10 protein-coding genes and 3 pseudogenes are annotated in these 12476 nt (G+C 69.5%); 8 read left to right on the plus strand and 5 right to left on the minus strand.

Going from position 1 to position 12476, the window contains the following annotated elements; genetic code table 11:
* Positions 1-49: 49 nt before the first annotated feature.
* From AC1G9C_RS10220 to AC1G9C_RS10240, 5 genes and pseudogenes are all read right to left on the minus strand, one after another.
* Positions 50-763, minus strand: coding sequence for an anti-sigma factor (locus tag AC1G9C_RS10220; protein ID WP_480410099.1), 714 nt, complete (start codon positions 761-763; stop codon positions 50-52).
* Positions 760-1308, minus strand: a complete 549-nt coding sequence (locus AC1G9C_RS10225) for a sigma-70 family RNA polymerase sigma factor (protein ID WP_480410100.1) — start codon at positions 1306-1308, stop codon at positions 760-762. Before AC1G9C_RS10225 ends, AC1G9C_RS10220 begins: the two co-directional genes overlap by 4 nt.
* A gap of 87 nt (positions 1309-1395) precedes the next feature.
* Positions 1396-2256, minus strand: coding sequence for a pirin family protein (locus AC1G9C_RS10230; RefSeq protein WP_122107751.1), 861 nt, complete (start codon positions 2254-2256; stop codon positions 1396-1398).
* Positions 2253-2654: an OsmC family protein gene (locus tag AC1G9C_RS10235; RefSeq protein ID WP_480410101.1), complete on the minus strand. Its 402-nt coding sequence runs from the start codon at positions 2652-2654 to the stop codon at positions 2253-2255. The genes AC1G9C_RS10230 and AC1G9C_RS10235 overlap by 4 nt, the downstream gene beginning before the upstream one ends.
* A gap of 53 nt (positions 2655-2707) precedes the next feature.
* Positions 2708-3613: pseudogene (locus AC1G9C_RS10240) on the minus strand (methyl-accepting chemotaxis protein); the annotation flags it as partial.
* A 670-nt stretch (positions 3614-4283) separates the two neighbouring features.
* On the opposite strand from AC1G9C_RS10240, the gene AC1G9C_RS10245 reads away from it, so the two are divergent.
* The 8 genes and pseudogenes from AC1G9C_RS10245 to AC1G9C_RS10280 form a co-directional block, all read left to right on the plus strand.
* Complete coding sequence (locus AC1G9C_RS10245; protein ID WP_480410400.1) at positions 4284-5324, plus strand: amidohydrolase family protein; 1041 nt, start codon at positions 4284-4286, stop codon at positions 5322-5324.
* Positions 5325-5390: 66 nt separating this feature from the next.
* Positions 5391-5855: a DUF3859 domain-containing protein gene (locus AC1G9C_RS10250; protein ID WP_480410102.1), complete on the plus strand. Its 465-nt coding sequence runs from the start codon at positions 5391-5393 to the stop codon at positions 5853-5855.
* A gap of 47 nt (positions 5856-5902) precedes the next feature.
* Entirely contained in the window at positions 5903-6607 is a 705-nt protein-coding gene (locus tag AC1G9C_RS10255) for a response regulator (RefSeq protein WP_021444021.1), read from the plus strand.
* Between the two features lie 136 nt (positions 6608-6743).
* On the plus strand, positions 6744-9542 hold the full coding sequence (locus tag AC1G9C_RS10260) for a PAS domain-containing hybrid sensor histidine kinase/response regulator (protein WP_480410103.1): 2799 nt from the start codon (positions 6744-6746) through the stop codon (positions 9540-9542).
* 117 nt (positions 9543-9659) lie between these two features.
* Positions 9660-9839: a hypothetical protein gene (locus tag AC1G9C_RS10265; RefSeq protein WP_480410104.1), complete on the plus strand. Its 180-nt coding sequence runs from the start codon at positions 9660-9662 to the stop codon at positions 9837-9839.
* A gap of 47 nt (positions 9840-9886) precedes the next feature.
* Positions 9887-10648: a methanethiol S-methyltransferase gene (mddA, locus tag AC1G9C_RS10270; protein ID WP_480410105.1), complete on the plus strand. Its 762-nt coding sequence runs from the start codon at positions 9887-9889 to the stop codon at positions 10646-10648.
* A 180-nt stretch (positions 10649-10828) separates the two neighbouring features.
* Positions 10829-11311 (plus strand): annotated as a pseudogene (locus tag AC1G9C_RS10275) (MCP four helix bundle domain-containing protein); the annotation flags it as partial.
* Positions 11285-12454, plus strand: a pseudogene (locus tag AC1G9C_RS10280) (methyl-accepting chemotaxis protein); the annotation flags it as partial. The pseudogenes AC1G9C_RS10275 and AC1G9C_RS10280, both read left to right, overlap by 27 nt.
* Between the last annotated feature and the right edge of the window lie 22 nt (positions 12455-12476).

Here is a 12476-nt window from a genome sequence, read left to right on the forward strand (position 1 = left end):
GCGGAAAATTTTTCAAGCGACTTGCCGGCCGAGCGGCCGGCAAGCCCTATCAGTTGGCGCTGGCCAGCACGGCGCGACCGATATAGAGCACCGGGCCACTGGGGCGGTCGTAGGGCGAGCCACCGGCCGGTTCCAGCGTCAGCTCGAACAGCTGGCCCGCCTGCACGGCGCCGATCTGTTCGGCTGGCAGGCGCAGCGGCTTGCCGGCCTCGACCAGGCCCAGCGAGCGCGGGCCTTCGGCCGGATCGATCAGCGTCCAGAACTGCAGGGCGCGGCCCTCCGGCACCTGGTCGGCGACCAGCGGATCGAGCAGCAGCGTGCCATCGCTGCCGACCTGGATGACCCAGCCCGGCTTGGCCGCTTCGCCCGGTTGCTGCAGCACCACGGTGTAGCGTTCGCCGGCGATGTCCGGACTGCGCAGGATCGGCAGCAGCACGGCGACCAGCAGGGCAACGGCCAGTGTGGCGGCGGTCAGGCGCCAGGTCAGCAGGCTGTTCCACCAGTTGGCCAGGGCGCTCGGGCGTGGCTCATCATGCAGGCCCAGGCTGCGGCGGATACGCACCCAGAGTGCCGGGGAGGGGGCCTGGCTGGGCAGCCGGTCGCTCAGCTCGAGAAAGTGCCGCTCCCACTCCAGGACCATACGGGCGGCATTCTCATCCTCTTCGAGCAACTGGCGCACCTCGTCGGCCTCGGCGCCGTCGAGCAGGCCGAGCAGGTACTCGCCGATCAGGGCGCGACGTTCTTCGGGGTCGTGCGGAATCATGCTTGCAGACACTCCTGCAGCGCGCGCAGGCCGGCGCGGATACGGCCCTTGATGGTGCCCAGCGGGGTGCTCAGGCGACTGGCGATCTGCTCGTGGGTCAGGCCACGGTAGAAGGCCAGCAGAATCGGATGGCGGCGTGGCCTTTCCAGGCGTTGCAGGCAACTACGCAGCAGGCGCCGCTCGGATTGCTGCAGCGCCTGCGCCTCGGCCTGCGGGCTGTCGTCCAGCACGCGCTCGATGAAGTCATCGTCTACCTCGACCTGTCGCCCGCCGCTGCGCAAGGCGTTGAGCACGCGGTAGCGCAGGATGCTATGCACCCAGGCGCGACCGCTGCCCAGTTCGCGTCGATAGCGCGCGGCGTGTTGCCAGATGCGCACGAAGGCATCGTGCAGGCAATCCTCGGCCATATCGCGGCGGCCCAGCATGCTGATGGCCAGGCCGAGCAGTTGCCCGGCCTCCTGTCGGTAGAGCGCCTGGAAGGCGCGCTCGTCGCCGCGCGCGCAGGCTTCCAGGGTGCTGTCGTAGTCGAAGTCGCGATCCGCCATGGGTCATCCGTTGGCCAGGTTCAGTCCGCCCGCAGCTTATACCCGCCGGCGGCGTCAGCGGATCACGCGAGTGCAACAAAAAGCTGCTCAGCGCGGCAGTTCGATGCGCCGGGTCTCGCCAGGCACCTGCGGCCAGTCGCCCGCGGCCCAGCGCTGGCGGGCCTGGTCGATCAGCTCGGGGGTGCTGGCGACGAAGTTCCAGTTCATTCGCCGCGGCCCTAGCGGTTCGCCGCCGATCAGCGCCAGGTGGCATTCGCTGCAGGCGCTGAGGGTCGGGCTGGCGCCTTCCTCCAGCACGGCCAGGCTATGAAGGGGCAGGGCCGTGCCGTCCAGGTCGGCTTCGCCGTCGATCAGGTACAGCGCCCGCTCGCGGTGCTCGGCCGTTATCGCCAGGCTGGCGCCGGCGGCCAGCTTGAGTTCGGCGTAGAGGGTCGGCGAACGCACCGGCACCGGCGACTCGAGGCAGAAGCCGCTGCCGGCGATCAGGGTGATCTGCACGCCCAGGCTGTCGCTGCGCGGCAGTGTGCTGGCCGGGTGGTGGCTGTAGGCGGGCTCGCCGTTCTCCTCGGCTGTGGGCAGCGCCAGCCACACCTGCAGGCCGTGCAGGCGCTTGGCCTGCCCGAGTAGCTGCGGCGGGGTGCGCTCGACGTGGGCGACGCCGCGGCCGGCGGTCATCCAGCTGACGTCGCCGGGGCCGACCAGCTGATCCGAACCGAGGCTGTCCTTGTGCTGCAACTGGCCCTCGAACAGGTAGGTGAGGGTGGACAGGCCGATATGCGGGTGCTGGGCGATGTCCATGCCGCTGCCGGCCGGGTAGGGCTGCGCCAGTATATGGTCGAAGAACACGAAGGGGCCGACGCTGCGGCACTGCGCCGAGGGCAGCGGGCGCAGGATCGGCTGGCCGGCGATATCCTCGGCGCGCGGGCGGATCAGCAGCAGGTCGCTCATGGCCGTGCTCCGCTCAGGCGGGTGTCGACCTGGATTTCGGCGCTGGTCATCAGCTTGTGCACCGGGCACTTGTCGGCGATGCGCAGCAGTTGCTGGCGCTGGCTGTCATCCAGCGCACCGCGCAATTCCAGTTCCACCGCCAGGCGGTAACGTCCCTGGCGCTCCTCGCTGTCGTCGCGCTCCACTTTCACGTCCAGCCCCTCCAGCGGCAAGCCGCGCTGGCGGGCGTAGAGCATCAGGGTCAGGGCCTTGCAAGCGCCGAGGGCGGCGTCGAACAGGTCGTGCGGCTCCGGCCCGGCACCGTCGCCGCCCAGCTCCGCTGGTACGTCGCTGTCGAGTCGATGCGGGCCGATGTCGATGTGATGCAACAGGCCTTTGGCGGTGCTTACGCGAATCATGGCGGGTGTCCCGGCGAGTGATGGTGCTGCCAGCCTAGCGCAGGCCGGGGCGGTCAGACCAGCGCCGACAGCCGCACGTCGGCGCCCAGCACGCGCAGCAGACGGCCCTGGGCGTCGAGGATGGGCACCGAGACGGTGAAGCAGAAAGCGTCGGTGGCCGAGGAGCGGTAGACCTGGGTGATATGGCTGCGCAGGCCGTCGGCGACGGCGCGGAACCAGGGTCGCTGGCTCCAGTCGCGGCCGCGGCAGCTGGCGCTGTCGTGGTGCGGCACGTCGGCGGCGAAGACGTTCTCCGACAGCTGCACGCCGCGGCTGTCGACCAGATAGAACAGCTCGAAGCGGCTGTCGCGGGCCAGGGTTTCGCGCAGCAGGCGCTCGGCGGCGAGCGGCTCGCCAGCCAGCGCCGGTTCGCCGGCCAGGCGCTCGACGCCGGCGCGCACCGCGCTGTGGATCTCCAGGCGGAAATCGCCGAGCCCGGCCAGCAGGCGGTCGCCGTCCTCGCGCACCGCCTGGCTGTGGTGCAGCACCTGGCCGGCCTTGCCGAGCAGCTCGCCGGCGACCTGGGCGATGGCTTGCACGTCGCCGTTGATCGAGCGCAGCGCCTGGCCGATCTGCTCGGTGCCGGCGGCGATCTGGCCGACCTGGGCGTCCAGGCGGTCCATGGCCTGGCGCGTGCTGTCCAGGCCGGCGCCGACTTCGCGCATGCCGTCGCGGCCGTCGGCCACCGCCTGGTGCATATGGCCGCCGGCGTCGCCGAGCTGGCGCATGCCGTCGCGAAAGCGCTCGATGATGCCGCTGACCTGGTCGGTGGCCGCGGTGGTATGCCCGGCCAGGCGTCGCACCTCTTCGGCCACCACGGCGAAGCCGCGGCCGTGCTCGCCGGCGCGGGCAGCCTCGATGGCGGCGTTGAGCGCCAGCAGATTGGTCTGCTGGGAGATGCTGGCGATCACCCCGATGACCTTGCTCACTTCGTCCAGCTGGCCGGCCAGTTGCTCGATCACCTGACCCAGCTGCGCCTCGCTGGCGCCGATCGCCTCGACCTGGCGCAGCACCGTCTGGCCACTCTGCTGGCACTGGCGCAGGGTCGCCGAGACCTCGGCCGACAGCCGCGCCACCTCGCCTGCGCCCGGCACCAGTTCGGCGTCGAGGGTGGTGGTGACCTGTTCGCTGGCGCTGGCGATCAGCTCCGAGGACTGCGCCAGGGCCTGGCCGCTCTGCTCGTTGGCGGCGGCGATGCGCGCCAGCTGCGGGGCATGGGCGGCGATGCCGACGGCGGCGCCGAGGCTGGCGCGGATGCGCTGCTGCAGGCCGGCGCTGAAGCCGTTGAGGCGCGCCATCCACTGCCGATGCTCGGGCAGGCGGGTGGTCAGGTCGTGGTCCTGGAACAGGGCGTCGAGGGCGGCTTCGTCCTGAGCCTGGCGGTTCGGTTTGCGCAGCAACTGCAGCATGGTGAGTCCCCTTGATGGTCTGCAGGAGGCGCTGCAAGCCAAGTGCCAGCATTGGCGCGGCGCCGCGCCCTGGCGGCGAGCGCCAGGCGCCCGGGGCGACGCTGGCGCGCTGCCGGCCGCTGCTGCACCAGCGCGGTGCGGCGAACTCGCGGGGCCGGCCTGGGGTCTATGCTGCTCGAACCTGTCAGGAGGACGCGTCTTGCCCATTTTCCGTGTTATCGCGCTGGCGCTCGCCGGCCTGCTCGCCTGCAACGCCCAGGCGCGCGACTACCGCTACAGCGACGCCCATCTGCACTACGTGGATTTCTTCCAGGAAAGCGCCGGGATGGACGAGCTGCTGGAACAGATGTCCGCCAGCGGCATCGACCACGTGATGCTGTCCGGCATCCCGGTGGCGAAGAAATGGGACGAGGACGAGCCCAAGCGGCCGCGCTACTACGCCGGCGACGACGCCAATGCCTACTGGTACAGCGCCACCGACGTGTTCGTCGCCGCCGCCTACAAGCGCCTGCCGGCCGAGCAGCGCCAGCGCTTCCACCCCTTCCTGTCCGGCTTCAACCCCAACGACAAGAACGCCGACGCCCATATCCGCCGCATGCTCGAGCTGGACCCCGGGCTGTGGCAGGGCATCGGCGAGATCTTCACCCGCCACGACGACCTCACCGCGCTGATCCACGGCAGCGCCCCGCGGGCCAACAACGAGGCGCTGACGCGGGTCTTCCACCTGGCCGCCGAGTACGATCTGCCGGTGATGCTGCACTCCAACATCACCTCCAAGCGCGAGCGCAACCCGCTCTACCTGCAGGAGATCGAAGACCCGCTGCGCAACCACCCGCACGTGCGCTTCATCTGGGCGCATGCCGGCACCAGCATGGAAATTCACCGGCATCAGGACAAGCTGGATTTTCTCCTGCCTACCCTCGAGCGCATGCTCGGCGAGTACCCCAATCTGTATATCGACCTGTCCTGGACCATGCTGCGCCCCTACTTGCTGGACGAGAACGGCAAGGCGGATGCGGCCTGGGTGCACCTGGTCAGCAGTTATCCGCAGCGTTTCATGCTCGGCTCCGACGTGGTCGGCCGCTTCGGCAGCCTGGGCGAGTACATGAGGGGGTTCGTCCCCTTCCTCGATGCCTTGCCGCCGGACGTGGCGCAGCAGGTGGCGCGCGACAACTTCCTCGCCGTGCTGCCGCGCAAGGTGCAGGCCGAGCTGAACCGCTAGCGCGGCCGTCATCAGGCTGTCATCTGGGCGTCATAGGCTCGCGCCGATCTCAACAAGGAGCGCGACATGCACCCAATTCAAGTGGCCGCCGTGGCCGGTCTGTTCGCTTGCGCCGCCGCCGTTCAGGCCGAGGTGCGGGTGGAGGGGCCGGTGGAATACGGCATCTTCACCAGCCAGTATCAGAACTTCGAGGCCGGCGAGCGGGTGCTGACCCGCAGCAACCAGGACATCCAGCGCACCGAGCAGGTGCCCGCCAAGCTCGGCACCAAGTTCGGCCTGCGCTACCGCCTGGTGGGCAAGCGCGAGGGCGACGAGCCGCTGACCCTGCTGTATTTCACCCCCGGCGTGGTCACCCCGGACGGCCAGCGCCACGACAAGTTCGAGGTGCGGCAGCAACTGGTGGCCGGTGCGCCGCAGGACGTGATGGCCTTCGAGTTCAGCGAACATCACGAGGTGGTGCCCGGCGAATGGCACTTCATGGTGTTCCAGGGCGACCGCAAGCTGGCCGAACAGCGCTTTCAGGTACGTTGATCCGCCGCCCGGCCTATGCTGTGAAAGGAGCGGCGCAGGGCAGGGCGATGGCGGACGGGCAGCGGGTACTGGTGGTGGACGACGACGGCGAGGTGCGGCAGCTGCTGCAGGACTACCTCGGCGGTCACGGCTATGCGGTGCACGGCTGCGCCGACAGCGCGGCGCTGCGCCAGGCGCTGCAGGACGGCCTGCCGGACCTGGTCCTGCTCGACGTCGGCCTGCCCGGCGAGGACGGCCTGAGCCTAGCGCGCTTTCTGCGCGAACGCCACGACCTGCCGGTGATCATGATTTCCGGCGCCGGCAGCCCGGTCGACCGCATCATCGGCCTGGAAGTGGGCGCCGACGACTACCTGGCCAAGCCCTTCGACCCGCGCGAGCTGCTGGCGCGGGTCAAGAGCGTGCTGCGCCGCTACCGACACGCCGGCGAGGAGGCGCCAACCTCGGACGGCGGCGTGTGCCTCGGCCGCTTCCGCCTCGACCTGCAGCGCCGCCAGCTGCTCGACGAGCAGGGCGGCGAGATCGAGCTGACCGCCATGGAGTTCGACCTGCTGCAGGCCTTCGCCCAGCGCCCCAACCGGCCGCTGTCGCGCGACCAGTTGCTCAACCTGACGCAGAACCGCGACTGGAACCCCTTCGACCGCTCCATCGACATTCGCATTGCCCGCCTGCGGCGCAAGCTCGAGGACGACCCGGAGAAGCCGCAGATCATCCGCACCCTGCGCGGTGTCGGCTATATGCTGGTGACCCGCTGAACCGACGCTGCCGTGGCGGCTGTTAGCGGCTAAAGCCGCTGCGCAATGTTTCAATTGTTTCACTGTGCCTGCCGGCGGCCAGGGACGTCGCGCGCCTTCCTATACTGGCGCCATAGCCCCTGTGCGGAGGTCCGCCATGCACCCGCTCCCGGCCCTGGTGACCAGCGATCTCGACCACCCGCTGCGGCAGATCGTCGACAACAGCAGTGCGGTCATCTACATCAAGGACCTCGACGGCCGCTACCGCCTGGTCAATCCGGCCTTCGAGCGCTTCTTCCAGCTCAGCGCCGCGCAGGTGCTCGGGCGCAGCGACCACGAGCTGTTCCCGGTGCAGGTGGCCGACGCCCTGCGCAGCAACGACCTCAGCGTGGCCAGCCTCGGCCACTCCATCGAATTCGAGGAGCAGCTGCTGCTGCGCGAACGCAGCTGGGTCTACCTGTCGAGCAAGTTCCCGCTGTTCGACGAGCGCCACCGGGTCATCGCGGTGTGCGGCATCTCCACCGACATCAGCGAGCGCAAGCGGGTCGAGGAGGCCCTGCGCCACGTCGCCCTCGGCGTCTCGGCGGCCACCGGCGAGGCGGTGTTCGAGGCCATCGCCCGCTACCTGGCGCGCTCGCTGCAGGCCGATTTCGCCTTCGTCAGCCGCGTCTGCGATCCCGATGCCCGGCGCCTGAGCACCCTGGCGCTGTACTTCGACGGCCAGCTGCTGCCCAACCTGACCTACAGCATCGCCGGCACGCCCTGCGAGGAGGTCTTTGGTCAGGCCTTCCACCTGGTCGAGTGCAACCTGGCGCACTGCTACCCGGGCGACGACAGTCTGAGCCACCTGGGCCTCGACAGCTACGCCGGCTACCCGCTGTTCGCCAGCGACGGCCGGCCGCTGGGGCTGATCGCCGTCGGCCATCGCCACGCGCTGCCCGAGCGCAGCCGGGTCGAGTCGGTGCTGCGGATCTTCTCGGTGCGCGCCGCCGCCGAGCTGCAGCGGCTGGACGCCGAGGCCAGCTACCGGGCGATCTTCGAGGCCTCGGAGGACGCCATCTTCGTTCACGAACTGGACAGCGGCGCGCTGCTCGACATCAACCCGCGTGCCTGCGCCCTGTATGGCTACAGCCATGCGCAGATGCTCAGCCTGCCGCTCGACGCCTTCTGCGCCGGCTATCCACCCTACACCGGGGTCGAGGCCCTGGGCTGGCTGGCGCGGGCCCGCGATGAGGGCCCGCAGCGCTTCGAGTGGCACCGGCGCAACCGCGACGGCAGCCTGCACTGGGACGAGGTGTGCCTGAAGCGGGCCAATATCGGCGGTGTCGAGCGCATCCTCGCCTTCACCCGCGAGATCAGCCAGCGCAAGGAGGCCGAATGCGCGCTGCGCGCCAGCGAGCAGCAGTACCGCACCATAGTCGCCAGCGCCCTGGACTGCATCATCGGCATGGACGCCGAGGGCCGCGTAACCACCTTCAACCCGGCCGCCGAGCAGTGTTTCGGCTATCGCCGCGAGCAGGCGCTGGGCCGCGAGCTGGCCGAGCTGATCATCCCGCTGCCGCATCGCGCTGCCCACAACCAGGGCTTCCGCCGCTATCTGGCGACCGGCGAGGGCGCCTTCCTGGGGCGTCGGGTCGAGGTCCAGGCGATGCGCGCCGACGGTCAGGAGTTTCCCGCCGAGCTGGCCATCACGGTGGTGCAGGGCGCCCAGGGCAGCCAGTTCATAGGCTTTCTGCGCGACATCACCGAGCGCCGCCAGGCCGAGCAGCAGCGCGCCGATCTGGAGCAGCAGCTGCGCCAGGCCCAGCGCATGGAGGCCATCGGCCATTTGACCGGCGGCATCGCCCACGACTTCAACAACCTGCTGACCAGCATGCTCGGTTACACGGTGATGGCCGAGGAACTGGCCGAGCGTCAGGGCGACGAACGCCTGAGCCACTACCTGACGCGGGTGCAGCATTCGGCGGAGAAGGCCCGCGACCTGATCCAGCAGATGCTCACCTTCAGCCGCGGCGGGCGCGGCCAGGCGCAGGCGGTGGCGCTCGACCAGCTGATCGGCGAGTTCCGCCAGCTGTTGCAGTCGACCCTGCCGAGCAGCATCGAGATCGACCTGCAACTGGCCCAGGCGCTGCCGCTGGCGCGGGTCGATCCGCTGCAGCTGGAGCAGGTGCTGATGAACCTGTGCATCAATGCCCGCGACGCCATGGCCGGCAACGGCCGCCTGCGCATCGAACTGCAGCGCGGCCTGCAGCCGCACGGCATCTGCGCCTCCTGTCAGCAGGCGTTTGCCGGCGACTACCTGGTGCTGCGGGTCAGCGACTCCGGGCCGGGTATCGCCGAGGCGGTGCAGCTGCACATGTTCGAGCCGTTCTTCAGCACCAAGGCGCCGGGGCAGGGCAGCGGCATGGGCCTGTCGATGGCCCACGGCATCGTCCACGAGTACGGCGGGCATATCCGCGTGCACAGCCGCCCGGGCCAGGGCAGCAGCTTCGAGATCTGTCTGCCGCCGCAGGCCGAGGCCGGTGCGCCGGCGCGCGCGGTGACGGCGCAGGTGGCCGCCGCGCATGCCTGGCCGGCGCTGTGTGGGCGGGTGGCGGTGATCGACGACGAGCGCCTGGTCGGCGAGTTCGTCTGCGAGCGTCTGGCTGGCTGGGGGCTGCACACGCGCCTGTGGTGCGACGCCGAGCAGGCCAGCGCGGAGCTGCTGGCCGATCCCTACGCCTGGGACCTGGCGATCATCGACCAGTGCATGCCGCGCCTGACCGGTCTGCAACTGGCGCGGCGCCTGCTGGCCGCCCGCGCCGATCTGCCGATCGCCCTCTACACCGGCTTCAGCGAGCGTCTCGAGGAGGCCGAGGTGCTGGCCCAGGGCGTGCGCGCGCTGCTGCACAAGCCGCTGGACCAGGGCCGCCTGTACGCCTGGCTGAGCGCCCAGCTGGCGGCTGATACCCGCTGATACTCAAGGCATACAAAGGCGCAGCACGGCGCCATCGTGGCGATACAGGGGCGCGGCAAGCTGGCCTCAGGGCTCGGCAACAGCCTGCAGCCCCCAACCACCACGAGGCAACATCCCATGAAACTCCCATTCTTCACCCCCCGGCGCATGAGCCCGAGCCAGGCCGCCGGCGAGACGGAGCCGCGCCAGCGTGGCGCCGCGCGCCGCCGCAAGGCGTCCGCCGCCGGCGACCGCATGCTGTGCATCTACCTGGCGCAGAACCCCGAACTGACGCGCCGCTACATGGAACTGAACTGATTGCCTAGACGAACATCAGGTGCGCGCCCGCGCATCGAGGACTCCTCATGAAACGCCTTGCCATCTTTATCTACGGCCTTGCCTGCTACGCCCTGTTCCTGGCCACCTTTCTCTACGCCATGGCCTTCGTCGGCAACCTGCCGGCGGCGCCGCGCACCATCGACGGCGCACCGCTGTTGCCCCTGGCCGACGCCCTGGCGATCGACCTGTTGCTGCTGACCCTGTTCGCCGTGCAGCACAGTGTGATGGCGCGCCCGGCCTTCAAGGCCCTGTGGACGCGAATCATCCCGGTCGAAGCGGAGCGCAGTACCTACGTGCTGTTTTCCAGCCTGGCGCTGATCGCCCTGTTCTACTTCTGGCAGCCGCTGGGCGGGATGATCTGGGAGATCGACAACCGCAGCGGGCGCCTGCTGCTCAACGCCGGCTTCGGCTTCGGTTGGGCGCTGGTGCTGTACAGCACCTTCCTGATCAACCATTTCGACCTGTTCGGCCTGCGCCAGGTGTGGCTGCAACTGCTCGGCCGACCCTACACCGCGCTGCCGTTCCAGACCCCGGGGGTTTACAAGCTGGTGCGCCACCCGCTGTACCTGGGCTGGTTCTTCGCCTTCTGGTGCACGCCGCAGATGAGCGCCACCCACCTGCTGTTCGCCCTGGCCACCAGCGCCTACATCCTGCTGGCCATCGTCTTCGAGGAGCGCGACCTGCTGCGGGCGTATCCGCAGTACCGCAGCTATCGTCAACGGGTGCCGATGCTGCTGCCGCGCCTGCGCGGCAAGCGCAAGGTAGAGGAGCTGGAGGAGGCGGTCTGAAGCATCCGCTCGCCAACCGAAGGCGCCCCACGGGGCGCCTTCGGCATGTGTGCAGAAAATTTTCGTGCGCCCCATCAAGCGTCCAAGGCACGAGCCGATACAGGTGAAAGTAGTTAGCTGAATCTTTTCAGGCCTGCAGTCAGGAATGGCAGCGGGTTGCCGACAACAGGAGCACCATCAATGTCGCTGCGTAATCTTGCCATCGCCCCGCGGGCGGCCCTGGGTTTTGGACTGGTGGCACTGCTGGTGCTGCTGCTCGGCGCCTTCTCTCTGCTGCAGATGGCGGAGATGCGCAAGCAGTCCACCGAGGTCGACGAAAACTGGCTGCCCAGCGTGCTGGCGCTGGCCGAGGTGAGTCAGGACGCGCTGCGCCTGCGCGCCATCACCCTGCGCCTGATGCTCAACCGCGAACCGGAGCAGGTGCAGAACAACCTGCGCCTGGCCGAGGAGCTGCGCGCCATGCTCGCCAAGGCGCAAACGGCTTACGAGCAGCGCATCACCACCAGTGAGGAACGTCGTCTCTACGACGACTTCAAGCGGGCCGAGACGGCCTACCTGCAGGAACAGGGGCGGATAGTCGAGGCGGTGCGCCGCGGCGATTTCGATGCCGCGATCACGGTCGCCGGCGGTGTGCTCAACCAGCACGCCGATGCCATGGCCCGTGGCCTGCGCGAGCTCTCGGAACTCAACCGCAACGCCGCTTCGGCCGCGGCGCAGCGCGCCGGCGCGGTATTCGAGTCGGCGCGCGCCTGGGTCATCGGCATGCTGCTGCTGGCGGCCCTGGCCACCGTGGCGCTGGCGCTGCTGCTGACCCGCAGCATCGTCGCGCCGCTGACCGAAGCGGTGCGGGTAGCCGAGGTGGTGGCTTCGGGCGATCTGACCCAGTCGATCCAGGTGCTCGGCAACGACGAGCCGGCGCGCCTGCTGGCGGCGCTGAAAAGCATGCAGCAGAGCCTGCGCAGTACCATCCAGAGCATCGCCGACTCCTCCAACCAGCTGGCCTCGGCGTCCGAGGAACTGCATGCGGTGACCGAGGATTCGAGCCGCGGCCTGCACCAGCAGAACACCGAGATCGAACAGGCGGCCACTGCGGTCAACCAGATGACCGCCGCGGTGGAGGAGGTGGCGCGCAACGCGGTGAGCACTTCGGAGGCCTCGCGCGAGTCCAACCAGGTCGCCCAGCAGGGCCGCGAGCAGGTGCGCCAGACCGTCAGCTCGATCAGTCAGCTGGCCGAGGACGTGAACAGCACCTCCGGGCAGGTCGAGCAGCTGGCCGAGCGGGTGCGCGAGATCAGCAAGGTGCTCGATGTGATCCGCTCCATCGCCGAGCAGACCAACCTGCTGGCGCTCAACGCCGCCATCGAGGCCGCGCGGGCCGGCGACGCCGGGCGCGGTTTCGCCGTGGTCGCCGACGAGGTGCGGGCGCTGGCCCATCGCACCCAGCAATCGACCCAGGAAATCGAGCAGATGATCGGCGGCATCCAGAGCGGCACCGACCAGGCCGTGGGGGCGATGCACAGCAGCAACGGCCGCGCCCGTTCCACCCTGGAGGTGGCGCAGGCCGCCGGCACGGCGCTGGAGCAGATCGCCCAGGCGATCGCCTCGATCAACGAGCGCAACCTGGTGATCGCCAGCGCCTCGGAAGAGCAGGCGCAGGTGGCGCGCGAGGTGGACCGCAACCTGGTCAACATCCGCGACCTGTCGCTGCAGAGCTCGGCCGGTGCCAACCAGACCAGCGCCGCCAGCCAGGAACTGTCGCGCCTGGCGGTGGACCTGAACAACCTGGTGGCGCGCTTCAAGGTATGACGACGCGTGGAGGGCCGCATCT

It is taken from the genome of Pseudomonas sp. ABa2 (assembly GCF_056676075.1).